At 64.4% G+C, this 15,869-nt stretch carries 15 protein-coding genes; 9 read left to right on the top strand and 6 right to left on the bottom strand.

Annotated features, from left to right (window positions below):
- Positions 1–18: 18 nt before the first annotated feature.
- Positions 19–417: a winged helix-turn-helix transcriptional regulator gene (locus tag P6U30_RS16770; protein ID WP_407170031.1), complete on the bottom strand. Its 399-nt coding sequence runs from the start codon at positions 415–417 to the stop codon at positions 19–21.
- 99 nt (positions 418–516) lie between these two features.
- On the opposite strand from P6U30_RS16770, the gene P6U30_RS16765 reads away from it, so the two are divergent.
- Positions 517–1,125 carry an FMN-dependent NADH-azoreductase gene (locus tag P6U30_RS16765; protein ID WP_407170030.1) on the top strand — a complete coding sequence of 203 codons (609 nt, stop codon included), beginning with the start codon at positions 517–519 and terminating at the stop codon, positions 1,123–1,125.
- Between the two features lie 211 nt (positions 1,126–1,336).
- On the opposite strand, the gene P6U30_RS16760 is transcribed toward P6U30_RS16765, so the two are convergent.
- Together P6U30_RS16760 and P6U30_RS16755 are read right to left on the bottom strand one after the other, a co-directional pair.
- The gene (locus tag P6U30_RS16760; protein WP_407170029.1) at positions 1,337–1,501 is read right to left on the bottom strand and encodes a hypothetical protein; all 165 of its coding nucleotides are present in this window, start codon (positions 1,499–1,501) and stop codon (positions 1,337–1,339) included.
- A gap of 165 nt (positions 1,502–1,666) precedes the next feature.
- Positions 1,667–2,440, bottom strand: coding sequence for an SDR family NAD(P)-dependent oxidoreductase (locus P6U30_RS16755; protein WP_407170028.1), 774 nt, complete (start codon positions 2,438–2,440; stop codon positions 1,667–1,669).
- A gap of 111 nt (positions 2,441–2,551) precedes the next feature.
- Here P6U30_RS16755 and P6U30_RS16750 point away from each other — a divergent pair, with 111 nt between their 5' ends.
- From P6U30_RS16750 to P6U30_RS16715, 8 genes are all read left to right on the top strand, one after another.
- On the top strand, positions 2,552–3,028 hold the full coding sequence (locus P6U30_RS16750) for a winged helix-turn-helix transcriptional regulator (protein WP_407170027.1): 477 nt from the start codon (positions 2,552–2,554) through the stop codon (positions 3,026–3,028).
- Between the two features lie 639 nt (positions 3,029–3,667).
- Positions 3,668–6,433 (top strand): type I DNA topoisomerase, encoded by a 2,766-nt coding sequence (gene topA / locus P6U30_RS16745; protein WP_407170025.1) that lies wholly within the window; start codon positions 3,668–3,670, stop codon positions 6,431–6,433.
- Positions 6,434–8,761, top strand: a complete 2,328-nt coding sequence (rnr, locus tag P6U30_RS16740; protein WP_407170024.1) for a ribonuclease R — start codon at positions 6,434–6,436, stop codon at positions 8,759–8,761.
- Entirely contained in the window at positions 8,749–9,189 is a 441-nt protein-coding gene (locus P6U30_RS16735) for a DUF983 domain-containing protein (protein ID WP_407170023.1), read from the top strand. Before rnr ends, P6U30_RS16735 begins: the two co-directional genes overlap by 13 nt.
- A gap of 36 nt (positions 9,190–9,225) precedes the next feature.
- Entirely contained in the window at positions 9,226–9,966 is a 741-nt protein-coding gene (locus P6U30_RS16730; protein WP_407170021.1) for an NUDIX hydrolase, read from the top strand.
- A gap of 204 nt (positions 9,967–10,170) precedes the next feature.
- A complete protein-coding gene (locus P6U30_RS16725) occupies positions 10,171–11,496 on the top strand; it encodes an LLM class flavin-dependent oxidoreductase (RefSeq protein ID WP_407170019.1) in 1,326 nt (441 codons plus the stop codon).
- Between the two features lie 127 nt (positions 11,497–11,623).
- Positions 11,624–11,791 (top strand): 50S ribosomal protein L33, encoded by a 168-nt coding sequence (gene rpmG / locus P6U30_RS16720; RefSeq protein ID WP_212499080.1) that lies wholly within the window; start codon positions 11,624–11,626, stop codon positions 11,789–11,791.
- 108 nt (positions 11,792–11,899) lie between these two features.
- Complete coding sequence (locus P6U30_RS16715; RefSeq protein ID WP_407170018.1) at positions 11,900–12,430, top strand: hypothetical protein; 531 nt, start codon at positions 11,900–11,902, stop codon at positions 12,428–12,430.
- Here P6U30_RS16715 and P6U30_RS16710 read toward each other — a convergent pair.
- From P6U30_RS16710 to P6U30_RS16700, 3 genes are all read right to left on the bottom strand, one after another.
- Entirely contained in the window at positions 12,427–12,555 is a 129-nt protein-coding gene (locus tag P6U30_RS16710; RefSeq protein ID WP_407170016.1) for a hypothetical protein, read from the bottom strand. The genes P6U30_RS16715 and P6U30_RS16710 overlap by 4 nt on opposite strands.
- A gap of 72 nt (positions 12,556–12,627) precedes the next feature.
- The gene (locus P6U30_RS16705; RefSeq protein ID WP_407170014.1) at positions 12,628–14,016 is read right to left on the bottom strand and encodes an ammonium transporter; all 1,389 of its coding nucleotides are present in this window, start codon (positions 14,014–14,016) and stop codon (positions 12,628–12,630) included.
- Positions 14,017–14,524: 508 nt separating this feature from the next.
- Complete coding sequence (locus P6U30_RS16700) at positions 14,525–15,757, bottom strand: MFS transporter (protein ID WP_407170466.1); 1,233 nt, start codon at positions 15,755–15,757, stop codon at positions 14,525–14,527.
- Positions 15,758–15,869 lie beyond the last annotated feature (112 nt).

Genomic DNA, 15,869 nt, shown 5'->3' with positions numbered 1-15,869 from the left:
GGATAACAAGTGAGCGCATCACTCATTCCGCGTGTCGAACCTGTTCCGCGCGCCTTCGATCTCCGGCAGATGTGCGATCGCCCATTCGCCGAGCGACTTCACCGGCTCGGCGAGGCCGCGGCCGAGATCGGTCAGCTCGTAGTCGACCCGCGGCGGGATGGTCGGGAAGATCGTGCGCGTCACGAGGCCGTCGCGCTCCAGCCCGCGCAGCGTGAGCGTCAGCATCCGCTGCGAGATGCCGTTGATCATCCGCTTCAGCTCGTTGAAGCGCCGCGGTCCATCGATCAGCATCATGATCACGAACACGCTCCATTTGTCGCCGACGCGGGCGAGCACCGAAGCGACCGCCTTGCAGTTGCCATGGTCGGGCCCGGGCATGGGCGGCGGGGCAGGCACATGGATGTTCTCGGGTCTCATGTCTGTGCTCGGGTTTCAAAATTGTGCGTTCTTGCGGAGATTTAGGGCGGTCACTCATATAGCGCCAGTTACAAACCTATACCAAAGGTGACCTCTGCCATGAAACTTCTGCACATCGATTCCTCGGTCCTCGGGCCTCACTCCGTCAGCCGTCAGGTCTCCGCCGCGGCCGTCGAGCGGCTGCGCCAAGCCAATCCCGACCTCGTCGTCACCTATCGCGACCTGACGCAGACCCCGCTCGCCCACCTCACCGGCTCGCACTTGGCGGCCGGCCAGGGGGCGGCCCCGGAACCCGCGCTGCGCGACGACATCGCGGCCGGCCAGGCGGTGCTGGCGGAGTTTCTGGAGGCCGACATCGTCGTGATCGGTGCACCCATGTACAATTTCACGATCCCCTCCCAGCTCAAGGCTTGGATCGACCGCATCCTGGTGGCGGGCAAGACGTTCAAATACGGTGCCGGCGGCGTCGAGGGACTGGCCGGCAGCAAGCGCGTCATCATCGCGATCTCGCGCGGCGGCTACTACGGCGCGGGCACGCCGATGGCCGCGCTCGAGCATCTGGAGAGCTATCTGCGCGGGGTGTTCGGCTTCATCGGCGTCACGAATCTCGAGTTCATCTCCGCCGACGGCATCCAGGTCGGCCCTGACCATCGCGAAAGAGCCGTTGCCGGCGCATTGCAAGCCGCAAGCAGCCTCAACGCGGCGTAGTTTCGAAGCCACTGTCGTCACCCGCCAACGGATCGGCGCGAAGCGCCGCCCGATGACAAGCTCCGGCGGGTGACCCAGTGTTCCAGAGACGGCGGTTATTGAACCGAGAGGCCGCAGCGTACTGGATACTCGCATATGCGGGTATGACGGCTGCAAGGAGCAAGGTCCGCGCGCCTCCTCCAGCGCGGACCAGGGTCACGCATCAATGCACTCAGAACCAAACGCCCTGAATGCCGACGATGACGGCGACAAGCGAGATCAACAAGCCAACGCCGGAAAACAGCGCGACCGTTACCAATTGCGACGAATCCGACTCTTTATCTTCAGATACGGACGAAACCGGAATCGAACGCGAAATGCGGGCTGCTTTCGGCATGACGGCGCTCCAAATGAATCGGTAGTAAAAATTCCCCGCCCAATTGAGGAGTCCGGGGAGCACGTCAAAGGTTCAGTGCCTCGTGCGCGGAATGATAGTTCCGCACGGAATCGGCCGGTGTGATCCGCTTCACACCGGCCGCCCTTTTTGCAACGAGACAGAGTTTCAGCCACGATAGATCGGCGCGCCTGCGGGCGATGCCGTCGCGCCGCCGTCGACGAACAGCTCCTGCCCCTGCAGATGCACGGAATCGTCCGACGCCAGAAACAGCACCGTCTTCGAAATGTGATCCGGCTCGCCAATGCGCCCCAGCGGCGTCGACTTGGCGATCCGCGCCTCGAACATTTTCTCCGCCTCGGGCGTCGCGACCGCCGCGCCCCAGATCGGTGTGCGCACGGCGCCCGGCGCCACCACGTTGACGCGGATCCCGCGGGGCGAAAGTTCTGACGCCATTACCCGCGCCATCGCCCGCACGCCGGCCTTGCTCGCGGCATAGGCCGAATAGCCGGGATTGCCGAGCACCGAGATCACCGAGCCGTTGAGGATGATCGAGGCGCCGTCGTTGAGGTAGGGCGCGGCCGCCTGCACGGTGAAGAACACGCCGGTGAGATTGGTGCGGATCACGCTTTCGAAGCCCGCAAGCGTGGTGCCGCCGACCGGCGTCTGGCCGGGAATGCCGGCATTCGCAAACAGGACGTCGTACTTGCCGAATTTTTCTGCGCCCTGTTTCACGGCAGCTTCCAGCGCCACAACATCGGTGGCATCGGCCGCGACAGCCAGTGCGTTCGGGCCGAGCTGCTTCGCCGCGGAGGCGAGCGTCTCACGATTGCGCCCGGTGATGACGACCTTGGCGCCTTCAGCCACGAACAGTTTCGCGGTCGCAAAGCCGATGCCGCTGTTGCCGCCGGTGATCAACGCCGTCTTGTTCGCCAGTCTCATGCTTGCCTCCAGTCTGGTTGCATTATTAAACCTGATTGCCCAGGTAAGGCAGCAGGTTTAATAATGCAACCACAAAAGGCCGTGATCGCGCGGCCATGGCCGGAGACAGACGTGGTGAAACGAACCAGCCTTGCGGGCGATGCCTGCCCGATCGCGCGGGCGCTCGACGTGTTCGGCGACTGGTGGTCGCTGCTGATCATCCGCGACGCCAGCATCGGCCGGCGCCGCTTCGGTGAATTCCAGGCGAGCCTCGGACTGGCCAGGAACATCCTCGCGGCGCGGCTGCGCGCGCTCGTCGAGCGCGGCATCCTGAAGATGGTCCCCGCTTCCGATGGCAGCGCCTATCAGGAATATGTGCTGACGCCGAAGGGTCGCGGGATCTTCCCGATCCTGGTCGCGCTGCGGCAATGGAGCGAAGAGTTCGACGAACACCCGGAGGAGATCGCGACCATCCTGGTCGACCGCGACAAGGGCAAGCCGGTAAAGAAGCTCGCGCTGTATTCGCAGGACGGACGCGTGCTTGATGCCGCCGACACGACGCTGAAGCCGCGGCCCGCCGTCAAGCGCGCGCGGCGGGCATTGGCCTGATCGACGCTTTCCTTCGCATTCGGGGCGACGCGTAGCGTCGAACCTGGAATGACGGAGGCACCGGGCTCTGCGCCCTGATCGATAGAGCGGCGAAACGAAAGAAAACCTCGGACAGATTGTGTCGCGAGAACGCAAGGCCGTATCGCCACGCCCGCGAAGGCGGAACGATCCAGTATTCCAGAGGCAGCAGTGATTGATCCGAAAGGCCGCAGCGTACTGGATCCCCCGCATGCGCGGGGGATGACCGCGGCGCTATCGATTGCGTCCGCCCTCGCCAAGGCTGCGGGTCCGGCGAAGGCCAGCGCGACCCAATGACGAGCCACCGCCACACGACCGCCGCGGGGCAATATGGAGCCGCTGCCCTTCCCGCCCGTCGCCTCTCCATCGGCCGCTGTCCGCTTCCGTCCTCCCGCCCCGGTCAACAAGCCGCCTCCGTCCGACCCGATAAACCGGGAAACCCGTCACAACCCGAGGACGCAGGTTTCAGCCAGCGAGGTAGTATTTTGCTACCCAAACCCGCCCTTTCAATATCTGTCGATTTGACAGGGGCCGCCTCAGCACCCATGTTCGCCCCGAAACGGCGGGCCGCGAGTCTAGCGGAACCCGCCTTCAAGTTTTCCCGTAAGCTATTGGAATGACATGAATATCGTCATTGTGGAGTCGCCGGCCAAGGCCAAGACGATCAACAAATATCTGGGGGCCTCCTACGAGGTCCTGGCGTCGTTTGGCCACGTCCGGGACCTCCCGGCGAAGAACGGTTCCGTCGATCCCGAAGCCAATTTCCAGATGATCTGGGAGGTGGATGCCAAGGCCGCAGGCCGGCTGAACGACATCGCCAAGGCGCTGAAGGGGGCCGATCGTCTCATTCTCGCAACCGACCCTGATCGCGAGGGCGAGGCGATCTCCTGGCACGTGCTGGAGGTGATGAAGGAGAAGCGCGCGCTGAAGGACCAGAAGGTCGAGCGCGTGGTGTTCAACGCCATCACCAAGCAGGCCGTCTCCGAGGCGATGAAGGCGCCGCGCCAGATCGACGGCGCGCTGGTCGACGCCTACATGGCGCGCCGTGCGCTCGATTACCTGGTCGGCTTCACGCTCTCCCCGGTGCTGTGGCGCAAGCTGCCCGGCGCCCGCTCGGCGGGCCGCGTGCAGTCGGTCGCGCTGCGGCTGGTCTGCGACCGCGAGCTCGAGATCGAGAAGTTCGTTCCCAGGGAATACTGGTCGCTGATCGCCACCCTGCTCACCCCGCGCGGCGAAACCTTCGAGGCGCGCCTGGTCGGTGCCGACGGCAAGAAGATCGCCCGCCTCGACATCGGCTCCGGCGCCGAGGCCGAAGACTTCAGGAAGGCGATCGAGGCCGCGACCTTCAAGGTCAAAACCGTCGAGGCGAAGCCTGCGCGGCGCAACCCGCAGGCCCCCTTCACCACCTCGACGCTGCAGCAGGAGGCGAGCCGCAAGCTCGGCTTCGCGCCGGCGCACACCATGCGCATCGCCCAGCGTCTCTATGAGGGCATCGACATCGGCGGCGAAACCACCGGTCTCATCACCTATATGCGAACCGACGGCGTGCAGATCGCCAACGAGGCCATCACGCAAGCGCGCAAGGTGATCGGTGAGGATTACGGCAACGCCTATGTGCCAGGCGCTCCGCGCCAGTACCAGACCAAGGCCAAGAACGCGCAGGAAGCCCACGAAGCGATCCGTCCGACCGATCTATCGCGCCGTCCCGCCTCGATCGGCCGCCGGCTCGATGCCGATCAGGCGCGGCTCTATGAGCTGATCTGGAAGCGCACGATCGCGAGCCAGATGGAAGCGGCCGAGCTCGAGCGCACCACCGTCGATATCGAGGCGAAGGCCGGCGCGCGCGTGCTGGAGCTGCGCGCTTCGGGTCAGGTCATCAAGTTCGACGGCTTCCTCGCGCTCTACCAGGAAAGCCGCGACGACGAGGAGGACGAGGATTCGCGCCGCCTGCCCGCGATGAGCGAGGGCGAAGCGGTGAAGCGTCAGAGCCTTGCCGTCACCCAGCACTTCACCGAGCCGCCGCCGCGCTTCTCCGAAGCTTCGCTGGTGAAGCGGATGGAAGAGCTCGGCATCGGCCGCCCCTCGACCTACGCCTCGATCCTGCAGGTGCTGAAGGATCGCGGCTACGTCAAGCTGGAGAAGAAGCGGCTGCACGGCGAGGACAAAGGCCGTGTCGTGGTCGCGTTCCTCGAGAACTTCTTCGCGCGCTATGTCGAGTACGACTTCACCGCCGATCTCGAAGAGCAGCTCGACCGCATTTCCAACAACGAGATCGCCTGGCAGCAGGTGCTGAAGGATTTCTGGCGCGATTTCATCGGCGCTGTGAATGACATCAAGGACCTTCGCGTCGCCGAGGTGCTCGACGCGCTCGACGAGATGCTGGGCCCGCACATCTACCCGCCGCGCGCCGACGGCGGCGATCCCAGGCAGTGCCCGACCTGCGGCACCGGACGGCTCAATCTGAAGGCCGGCAAGTTCGGCGCCTTCGTCGGTTGCTCGAATTATCCGGAGTGCCGCTATACCCGCCCGCTCGCAGCCGACAGCGCCGAGAGCGCCGACCGTATCCTTGGCAAGGATCCCGAGACCGGGCTCGACGTCGCGGTGAAGGCCGGCCGTTTCGGACCCTATATCCAGCTCGGCGAGCCGAAGGATTACGAGGACGGCGAGAAGCCGAAACGCGCCGGCATTCCGAAGGGCACCTCGCCGGGCGATGTCGACCTCGAGCTTGCGCTGAAGCTGTTGTCGCTGCCGCGCGAGATCGGCAGGCATCCGGAGACAGGCCAGCCGATCACTGCCGGCCTTGGCCGCTTCGGGCCGTTCGTCAAGCACGAGAAGACCTATGCCAGCCTCGAGGCCGGCGACGAGGTGTTCGACATCGGGCTGAACCGCGCGGTCACGTTGATTGCCGAGAAGGTCGCAAAGGGTCCGAGCGGCCGCCGCTTCGGCGCCGATCCAGGCAAGCCGCTCGGCGACCACCCGACGCTCGGCGCAGTCGCGCTCAAGAACGGCCGCTACGGCGCCTACGTCACCGCGGGCGGGGTCAACGCGACGATCCCGAGCGACCGCGCGCCTGACGAGGTCACGCTCGCGGAAGCGATCGCGCTGATCGACGAGCGCGCCGCCAAGGGCGGCGGCAAGGCGAAGGCCAAGAAGGCGAAGGCGGCCAAGCCCGCCAAATCCGAAGCAAAGTCCGCAAAGGCTGACGGCGATGCCGAGGCCAAGCCCGCCAAGAAAGCCGCGGCCAAGAAGGCCGCAGCGAAACCGAAATCAGGCGCGGCCAGCAAGGCGCGCGCGCCGGTCTCGTCAGGCGCCAAGACCTCGGCCGCGAAGCCCGCGACATCAACCAAAGCGCCCGCGAAGAAGAGTGCCGGCAAGGCAAGAGGATAAGTGAAACAAAAACCCGACCATGGCTTTCCGGCCCGGGACGCCATCGTCGCCTTCATACGCGCCAATCCAGGCAAGGTCGGCACCCGCGAGATCGCGCGAGAGTTCGGCCTGAAGAACGCCGACCGCGCCGAGCTGAAGCGGATCCTCCGCGAGCTCGCCGAGGACGGCACGGTTGCCAAGCGCGGCCGCAAGATGCATGAGCCGGCCGCGCTGCCGCCGACCGTGCTTGCCGACATCACCGGACGCGACAGCGACGGCGAATTGATCGCCACACCCGCGGAATGGGACTCGGACGAGAACGGCACCGCGCCGAAGATCCGCATCGAGACGCCGCGGCGGCCGAAGCCCGGCACTGCAGCCGGCGTCGGCGACCGCGCCTTGCTGCGCGTCGACATCACCGGTGAACGCGACGGCACGCCCTATCGCGGCCGCGTCATCAAGATCATTGATCACGCGAAGAGCCGCATCCTCGGCATCTTCCGCAGCACCCCCGACGGCGGTGGACGGCTGATCCCGGTCGACAAGAAACAGGCCGGCCGCGAGCTCAACATCACCAAGGCCGACACCGCCGGCGCCAAGGACGGCGATCTCATCAGCGTCGACCTGATCCGCGGCCGCGGCTATGGGCTCGGCTTGGGCCGCGTCAAGGAACGTCTCGGCTCGATCGCGAGCGAGAAGGCGATCAGCCTGATCGCGATCCACACCCACGACATACCGCAGGTCTTCTCATCCTCGGCGCTGCGTGAGGCCGAGGAGGCAAAGCCTGCGACGTTGCAGGGCCGCGAGGACTGGCGCGACGTGCCGCTCGTCACCATCGATCCACCCGACGCCAAGGATCATGACGACGCCGTCCACGCCGAAGCTGATCCCGATCCGAACAACAAGGGCGGCTACATCGTCCATGTCGCGATCGCTGATGTCGGCTTCTATGTGCGGCCGGGCTCCGCGCTCGACCGCGACGCGCTTCAGCGCGGCAACTCGGTGTATTTCCCCGATCGTGTCGTGCCGATGCTGCCCGAGCGCATCTCCAACAACCTCTGCTCGCTGGTGCCGGGCGAAGCGCGCGGCGCGCTTGCGGTGCGCATGGTGATCGGCGCTGACGGCCGCAAGCGCTCGCACACCTTCCATCGCGTGCTGATGCGCTCGGCGGCAAAGCTCCATTACGCGCAGGCGCAGGCTGCGATCGACGGTAGGCTCGACGACACCACCGGTCCGCTGCTCGATCCGATCCTCAAACCGCTGTGGTCCGCCTACGAGCTGGTCAGGCTCGCGCGCAACGAACGCGATCCGCTCGACCTCGATCTGCCCGAACGCAAGATCCTTCTGAAGCCCGACGGCACCGTGGATCGTGTGATCGTGCCGGAGCGGCTCGATGCGCACCGGCTGATCGAGGAGTTCATGATCCTGGCCAATGTCGCCGCGGCCGAGACGCTGGAAAAGAAGGGTCTGCCGCTGATCTATCGGGTGCACGACGAGCCGACCCAGGAGAAGATCTACAATCTCCAGGAATTCCTGAAGACGCTCGACCTGCCCTTCACCAAGTCGGGCGCGCTGCGTCCCTCGCAGTTCAACCGGGTGCTCGCGCAGGTCTCCGGCGAAGACTACGAACCGCTGGTCAACGAGGTGGTGCTGCGCTCGCAGGCGCAGGCCGAATACTCCGCCGAGAATTACGGCCACTTCGGCTTGAACCTGCGCCGCTATGCGCACTTCACCTCGCCGATCCGCCGTTACGCCGATCTCATCGTGCATCGTGCGCTGATCCGCGCGTTGGGCCTCGGCGAAGGCGCGCTACCGGCAGACGAAACTGTCGAAACGCTTGCCGAGATCGCGGCGCAGATTTCCGTCACCGAGCGGCGCGCCATGAAGGCGGAGCGCGAGACCGCCGATCGCTTGATTGCGCATTTCCTCGCCGATCGCGTCGGCGCCAGCTTCCAGGGGCGGATTTCCGGCGTGACGCGTGCAGGCCTGTTCGTAAAGCTCGATGACACTGGTGCGGATGGTCTTGTTCCCATTCGCACGATCGGCACCGAGTATTTCAACTATGACGAGACGCGCCACGCGCTGATCGGCTCGCGCAGCGGAACCATGTACCGGCTCGGCGACGTCGTCGACGTGCGCCTGGTCGAGGCAGCCCCGGTGGCCGGCGCGTTGCGCTTTGAGTTATTATCCGATGGCAAGGCTATTCCGCGTGGCAGAAAACGCGAAGGCGCCAGAGCCGAGCGCCGTGCCAACGCGCACCGCGAGCGGAAAGCACGCAGCAAGAAGGACCGCAAGCCGGCGCAGCAAAAGCCGGGCAAATCGAAGCGAGGCAAATCATGGAAACGGTGACCCCGCCCACGGTGGTCTGGACCCGCGAAACGGCACAAGCCGAAAAGCGCGATCTCTGGAGCGCAATGAAACGCGGATTCTCCGGCCGTTGCCCGCGCTGTGGCAAGGGCAAGCTGTTTCGCGCGTTCCTGAAGTGCGATGGCCACTGCCCCGTCTGCGACCTCGATTTCACCCCGCATCGTGCGGACGATCTGCCCGCCTATCTCGTCATCGTGATCGTCGGCCATATCGTGGTACCGACCGCGCTGTGGATCGAGACCAATTATTCGCCGCCGGTGTGGCTGCAGCTTGCGATCTATCTGCCATTCACGCTCATCGCATCGCTGGTGCTGCTGCAGCCGGTCAAGGGCGCCGTGATCGGATTGCAATGGGGATTGCGCATGCACGGCTTTGACGAAAATGCCCCTAGCGACATCCCGCCGGTCTAGCTAAACCGGACGACAAGAAGAACCGAAAGGGATGAGATGACTGAGACCGCCGCTGCCGTCCACCAAGGGGAAAAAGAAGCCGATCATCATCCGTACTTCCGGCCGAAGGATGCAGCAACGTTGATCCTGATCGACCGCTCGGGCGCGAAGCCGAAGGTGCTGGTTGGCAAGCGCCACGACAAGGTGGTGTTCATGCCGGGCAAATACGTCTTCCCCGGCGGCCGCGTCGACAAGGCCGACAACCGCGTGCCGGTTGCCGCGCCGATTACGCCGGAATTGGAAGCCAATCTGCTCAAGGGCAGCCCGAAGATCACGCCCGGCCGCGCCCGCGCGCTCGCCAACGCGGCGATCCGCGAGGCCTGCGAGGAGACCGGCCTCTGTCTCGGCCGCAAGATCGAGAAGACGGTGAAGCTCGACGGACCCTGGGCGCCGTTCACCGATGCGGGACTCCTGCCCGATCCGTCCGGTCTGTTCCTGATCGCGCGTGCAATCACCCCGCCCGGCCGCGTCCGCCGCTTCGACACGCGGTTCTTCACCGCCGACGCCTCGACGATTGCACATCGTGTCGAGGGCGTGGTGCATGCCGATGCTGAGCTGGTCGAGCTGGTGTGGGTTGAAATCGGCTCCGAGCCGCTCGCCGACGCGCATGCGATGACCAAGAACGTGCTCGCCGAGCTCGACCGCAGGCTCGCGACCGGTCCGCTCCGCCACGACGCGCCGGTGCCGTTCTTCCATTTCTACGGCGGCAAGATGCAGAAGGATGTGTTGGGGGCTTGATGTCTGTCGAGCATTCCGGGACGCGACGACGTCGCGAGCCCGGAATTCAGAGGTTGTGACGCGAGATTCCCGGTTCATCGCTGCGCGATGCCCGGGAATGACGATGTCGAGAGAGCTCGCAAAAACAAAATAATCTTCCCGATGGCGCGCCGCGAAACGCCTCCCTATCTGTTCCGCTAACGACCTCAACAACGGAACGAGGCAATGGCGAAGCGTCAACTCAAGCTCGGCGCCTTCATGCGGCCGATCAGCATCCACACCGGCGCCTGGCGCTACCCCGGGGCCTGGCCGGATGCCAATTTCAACTTCGCCCACATCAAGCAGCTCATCAAAAAGCTAGAGGCCGGCAAGTTCGATGCCTTCTTCATGGCCGATCATCTGGCCGTGCTGAACATGCCGATCAATGCGCTCAAGCGCAGCCATACCGTGACGTCGTTCGAGCCGTTCACGCTGTTGTCCGCGCTCTCTGCCGTCACCGAGAACATCGGCCTGATCGCGACCGGCTCGACCACGTTCGACGAGCCCTATCACGTCGCCCGACGCTTCGCCTCGCTGGACCACATCTCCGGCGGCCGCGCCGGCTGGAACATCGTGACGACCTCCAATCCGGATGCGGCACTGAACTTCGGGCTCGACGATCACATGGAGCATGCCGAACGCTACAAGCGCGCCCGCGAGTTCTATGATGTCGTCACCGGCCTGTGGGACTCCTTCGCTGACGACGCCTTCGTGCGCGATGTCGAGTCCGGCCTGTTCGTCGATCCCGAGAAGATGCATGTGCTCAACCACAAGGGCAAATATCTCTCCGTGCGTGGCCCGCTGAATATCGCCCGTCCCGTGCAGGGCTGGCCGGTGATCGTGCAGGCCGGCGCGTCGGAGGATGGCAGGCAGCTCGCGGCCGAGACCGCGGAAGCGGTCTTCACCGGCGGCGGCAGTCTCGCCGATGGACAGAAGCTCTATGCCGACATCAAGGGCCGCATGGAGACGATCGGCCGTGATCCCGAGCACCTCAAGATCCTGCCCGGTGCCTTCGTCGTGGTCGGCGACAGCGTCGAGGAAGCGAAGGAGAAGCGCGCCCTGCTCGACAGCCGTGTGCATTACGACAGCGCGATCGCCTCGCTCTCGGTGATCCTCGGCACCGATGCGTCCGGCTTCGATCCCGACGGCCCGCTGCCGCCGATTCCCGAAACCAATGCCAGCAAGAGCGGCCGGCAGCGCCTCGTCGACGTCGCCGCGCGCGACAAGCTCACGGTGCGCCAGCTCGCCCAGCGCGTCGGCGGTTATGGCGGGCTCGCCTTCGTCGGCACGCCACAAGCCATCGCCGATCAGATGGAGGAATGGCTGACGGGGCGCGGCAGCGACGGCTTCAACATCATGTTCCCCTATCTGCCGCAGGGGTTGTTCGACTTCGTCGACCGGGTAGTCCCCGAATTGCAGAGGCGCGGGATCTTCCGCAAGGAGTATGAGGGGCGGACGTTGCGCGAGAATTTGGGCCTGCCGCGGCCGAAAAACCGCTTCTTCGAGGGTTAATCGGCAAGAATCGAGCCGGATTTGACCCCGAAAACCTTGACTTTAGGCGGTTTGTGGCTAGTTTCCCGGCCAAACGCGGGCCGATTTGGCCGGCTCCTGAATACCCCTGCATTTTCGAGGTTTGCACATGGCCAAGGCGGTCACCATCAAGGTCAAGCTCGTGTCGACGGCCGACACCGGCTACTACTACGTCGCCAAGAAGAATTCGCGCACCATGACCGACAAGCTGGTCAAGAAGAAGTACGATCCGGTCGCGCGCAAGCACGTCGAGTTCAAGGAAGCCAAGATCAAGTAAGATCGCCTGATCTTGATAGTCAAAACGGGGCCCTCGCGGCCCCGTTTTTGTTTTGCAGCCCTGTGTCCTCCCCTATGCTTCCCGTTCCTGCCCGGGGATGGGGTTCACATGATCGCAACCTTGCAAGAGGGAAGTGTCGGCGGCTACTCCGTCGCCTACGGACGCGAGGACACCTACTTTCCCGTGTACATCACGGCTGCCCTGGCTGCGATCTTCCTGACCGCCACGTGGATCACCGGCGCCTTCTACTGGCTGGCGCTCGCGGCGGCAGCGGCCGGCTTCACCTACTACAACATTCCCCTGCTCGAGGCCGGCCGGCCGACCATCGGTGCCAACCAGTACGGCATCTTCATCCAAGCCTTCGGGTTGATCCGCTGGCGCGCCATCGAACGCATCGATCTCGTTCAGATCGCCGAGCGGGCGATGACCGTCCATGAGTTGCAGATTGCGCTCAACGTGCCGCTCGGCAGCGCGCTCGTGGCCGACTGGCGCAAGCGGCCGATGCATCGCCTGCTGATGCGCCTGCCCTGGCGCATGGACCACCGTGGCATCGTGCGCGTCAACCTGGAGCCGTTCGACCGGACGCCCGATGACATCCACCGGACGTTCCTGAGAATGTGGCGCTACTACCGGAGCTAGCCCCCGAATGCCTCATCGCGCAGATGCTCATCCGCGACGCGCGCATCGGGATTGTGCGTGATGGTCATGAACCATATGAGGCTGAAGAACAGCGACCACGCCATGTTCCAATAGAACCAGTTCATGGGAGCACCTCGAACAGGTTTGACCCGCGGGGCCGGCAGCGATCGCCCGCCCCGCGGAACGCCACCCCATTCCTACTGCACCACTTCGCCGTGCAGGGCGATGTCGAGACCCTCGCGCTCGATGTCCTGCGTCACGCGGAGGCCGACGAAGAAATTGACCACGAACAGGATGATCAGGCTCACCACGGCATCGTAGATGAACACGGTGGCGACGCCGATGCACTGATTGAAGAACTGGCCGACGTTCCCTTCCAGAACGCCCGCCGTTCCGCCGTATTGCTCGACCGCGAACACCCCGGTCAGCAGCGCACCGACGATGCCGCCGATTGCGTGGACACCGAAGCAATCCAGCGCATCGTCGTAGCTGAACATGCGCTTCAGCCCGGTGCATCCCCAGTAGCAGAACACGCCGGCGGCAATGCCGATGGCAAAGGCCCCGACCGGCCCGACAAAGCCGGAGGCCGGCGTAATCGCCACGAGACCGGCCACCGCGCCCGAGCAGATGCCGACGACGGTCGGCTTGCCCTTGAGCGCCCATTCCACCAGCATCCAGGTGAAGCCCGCTACCGCCGTGGCGATCTGCGTTACCAGCATCGCCATGCCGGCTTGCATTCCCGCCGTGACGGCAGAGCCCGCGTTGAAGCCGAACCAGCCGACCCAGAGCAGCGAGGCGCCGATGAAGGTCAGCACCATGTTGTGCGCCGGTCCGGTCTCGCTGCGCCTGCCGAGCATGATCGCGCACATCAGGCCTGCGACGCCGGCGTTGATGTGCACCACCGTTCCGCCGGCGAAGTCGAGCACCTTCACCCATGCGGCGTCGTTACCCGCCGAAAAGATCCCGTCAGGTCCCCAAACCCAATGGGCGATCGGCGCGTAGACGAAAATTGTCCAAAGCCCGATGAACCAGAGCATGGCCGAGAATTTCATCCGCTCGGCAAATGCACCGGCAATCAGCGCGGGGGTAATGATGGCGAAGGTCATCTGAAAGCAGATGTAAACGGACTCCGGAATGGTCGCTGCCAGTGGATTGGGATTGCCTATCCCGCCCTTGCCGATGTCGCTCAGAATGTCCTTGAGGAACATACGATCGAGGCCGCCGATGAACGGAGTGCCGGCGCGAAATGCCAGGCTGTAGGTGATAACGGCGAACAGAATGGTGACCAGGCAGGTGACGGCGAAACTGGTCATCACCGTGTCACCGACATTCTTCTTACGCACCATGCCGCCGTAGAATAGACCCAGCCCCGGGACCGTCATCATCAAGACGAGCGCGACGGATGTAAGCATCCACGCAGTGTCACCGGAATTCGGCGTACACTTCTCGATGATCTTGCCGCCGCAGGCCTGCGGCGCGTCGTCAGCCAGCGCGAGGTCGCTGAACAGCACGCAAAGCAACGCCACTCCCAAGATAGCAACTACGATCCGCACGAGCCTTTGGCGCGCGTATGTCGCTAACTCCATCATCGTCCTCCCGTCGCAAGAGATGTCGGTGTTCAGAGCGTGCAGAGAGCACTCGGCGGTCGAACGCCGAGGGTTGAATTGCCTGTCCAGTTTCTTGGGCGTCTCGAAGCGCCGCGACGCGCGCAGAGCCAGGCCAAATGGTCGCAGCAGCTTGGTGAGGAACCGGAGGTACAAACGCTCCCTGCACGGCGGCGCGGCAAGGCCGCAGTGCTCGGATGGCTGGAGATAAAACGGCGACCAGCCTCATCGTGGCCAGCCCTTCCCACGGGTCCCCACGCCGGAAACCTCAGCAACGGTTTCCGGCTCCATTTCTAGTCAGATTCAATCAAGATTCATGCCATCGGCGGGGACAATGCACCGCATTGAATATGCTTCGGTTTCAATCGATGCACAGAAGAGGCCGTCGCCGCCTGCATGTTCTTGCGGCAATCAGCAGATAGAAAAATAGGCAGTCATTGACGGCTGGCGCTTTGTTCGGCAGCCGTCAGGTCCATCCGAGGAAGCTGAACTAGGCAACCTTGAGCAAGGGCGGTTGCGACGGCCGGATCAGCGCAAACGCGAGCTGGATGATGCCGCCGGCGAGGCCGAGCGCGACGCCGATACGCCAGGCCAAGGTGTAGGAGCCGAGCGAGTCGTAGATCAACCCTCCCCCATAGGCGCCGAGGAAGCTGCCGATCTGGTGGCTCATGAAGGCGAGTCCCTGGATCATCGCCTGCCAGCGCAACCCGAACATCTCGGCCACCGCCCCCGCCGTCAGCGGCCCGACGCCCATCCAGAGGAAACCCATGATGGCGCCGAACAGCAGCGTGGATGCGGGGGTCGCCGGCAGCATGAAATACCAGGCGAGCGCCAGCGAACGCAGGATGTAGATCATGCCGAGGAGCGCGAGCTTGTTCCAGCGTTGCCCGACCCAGCCGAAGAACAGCGAACCCAGCACGTTGAAGCCGCCGATCATGCCGAGCGTCTGCGCGCTCAGCATCGGATCGAGGCCGCAGATCGCCAGATACGACGGCAGATGCGTGGTCAGAAAGACGAGCTGCATGCCGCAGACCATGTAGGCACAGGTCATCACCACGAAGGATGCGTTGCTGAACGCGGTCTTCGCAGCGGTGAGCGCGGTCGCATTGCCGATGTCGTCGCCGACGGGCTTCGGCAGCGGCATCTTGTCGACGCGGCCGGCATACCACGCGGTCGGGATCATCACGACCGACAGGATGACAAAGCCCGCGAGCCCGATGCGCCAGCCGAATCCTTCATTGAGCATCTGCCCGATCGGCGCCGAGACCAGCGCGCCGAGCGAGCCCGCCGCGGACACGATCCCGAGCACCGTGGAGCGCACCGTCTCCGGCACCGCGCGCGCGGCAACCGACATCGCGATCGCATTGGCGGTGCAGGCAAGCGAAGTGCCGATCAGCACGCCGGCGCCGATCATGATGCTGACCAGCCCATGCGCCGTCGTCATCAGCGCAAGGCCTGCGATGTAGAGCAGCGCGCCAGCCACCATGATCGGACGGAAGCCGTAGCGCACCGTCATCGCGCCGGCCATCGGCTGCAGAAAACCCCAGGCGAGGTTCTGCACTGCGAGCGCCAGCGTGAAATCCGACACCGAGATGTGGATGTCGTGCGTCAGCGGCTGCAGGAAGATGCCAAGGCTCTGGCGCAGCCCCATGCTGAGCGTGAGCATCATGGACGCGCCGATCAGGATCGGAAACGTGGGACGCAGGACCTGCAACAGGGGCATCATTTTTGTTCTCCCGTTCGGGCGCGGCACGAAAGCCGCAGCCTGCGATTCCCGCATGTTTTAGTTACACAGACCTGTGTACTTAGGCTATACAAGGGCCCTACTGTCAAGC

The sequence above is a fragment of the Bradyrhizobium sp. ORS 111 genome (genome assembly GCF_045571485.1).
Classification (GTDB): domain Bacteria; phylum Pseudomonadota; class Alphaproteobacteria; order Rhizobiales; family Xanthobacteraceae; genus Bradyrhizobium.
This window is presented reverse-complemented; position numbering and strand designations above follow the sequence as displayed.

What these genes read in the sequence shown, in the direction of transcription:
- P6U30_RS16770 (WP_407170031.1), bottom strand. Translation starts at nt 417, where the DNA reads ATGAGACCCGAGAACATCCATGTGCCTGCCCCGCCGCCCATGCCCGGG.
- P6U30_RS16765 (WP_407170030.1), top strand. Translation starts at nt 517, where the DNA reads ATGAAACTTCTGCACATCGATTCCTCGGTCCTCGGGCCTCACTCCGTC.
- P6U30_RS16760 (WP_407170029.1), bottom strand. Translation starts at nt 1,501, where the DNA reads ATGCCGAAAGCAGCCCGCATTTCGCGTTCGATTCCGGTTTCGTCCGTA.
- P6U30_RS16755 (WP_407170028.1), bottom strand. Translation starts at nt 2,440, where the DNA reads ATGAGACTGGCGAACAAGACGGCGTTGATCACCGGCGGCAACAGCGGC.
- topA (WP_407170025.1), top strand. Translation starts at nt 3,668, where the DNA reads ATGAATATCGTCATTGTGGAGTCGCCGGCCAAGGCCAAGACGATCAAC.
- P6U30_RS16735 (WP_407170023.1), top strand. Translation starts at nt 8,749, where the DNA reads ATGGAAACGGTGACCCCGCCCACGGTGGTCTGGACCCGCGAAACGGCA.
- P6U30_RS16730 (WP_407170021.1), top strand. Translation starts at nt 9,226, where the DNA reads ATGACTGAGACCGCCGCTGCCGTCCACCAAGGGGAAAAAGAAGCCGAT.
- P6U30_RS16725 (WP_407170019.1), top strand. Translation starts at nt 10,171, where the DNA reads ATGGCGAAGCGTCAACTCAAGCTCGGCGCCTTCATGCGGCCGATCAGC.
- rpmG (WP_212499080.1), top strand. Translation starts at nt 11,624, where the DNA reads ATGGCCAAGGCGGTCACCATCAAGGTCAAGCTCGTGTCGACGGCCGAC.
- P6U30_RS16715 (WP_407170018.1), top strand. Translation starts at nt 11,900, where the DNA reads ATGATCGCAACCTTGCAAGAGGGAAGTGTCGGCGGCTACTCCGTCGCC.
- P6U30_RS16710 (WP_407170016.1), bottom strand. Translation starts at nt 12,555, where the DNA reads ATGAACTGGTTCTATTGGAACATGGCGTGGTCGCTGTTCTTCAGCCTC.
- P6U30_RS16705 (WP_407170014.1), bottom strand. Translation starts at nt 14,016, where the DNA reads ATGGAGTTAGCGACATACGCGCGCCAAAGGCTCGTGCGGATCGTAGTT.
- P6U30_RS16700 (WP_407170466.1), bottom strand. Translation starts at nt 15,757, where the DNA reads ATGCCCCTGTTGCAGGTCCTGCGTCCCACGTTTCCGATCCTGATCGGC.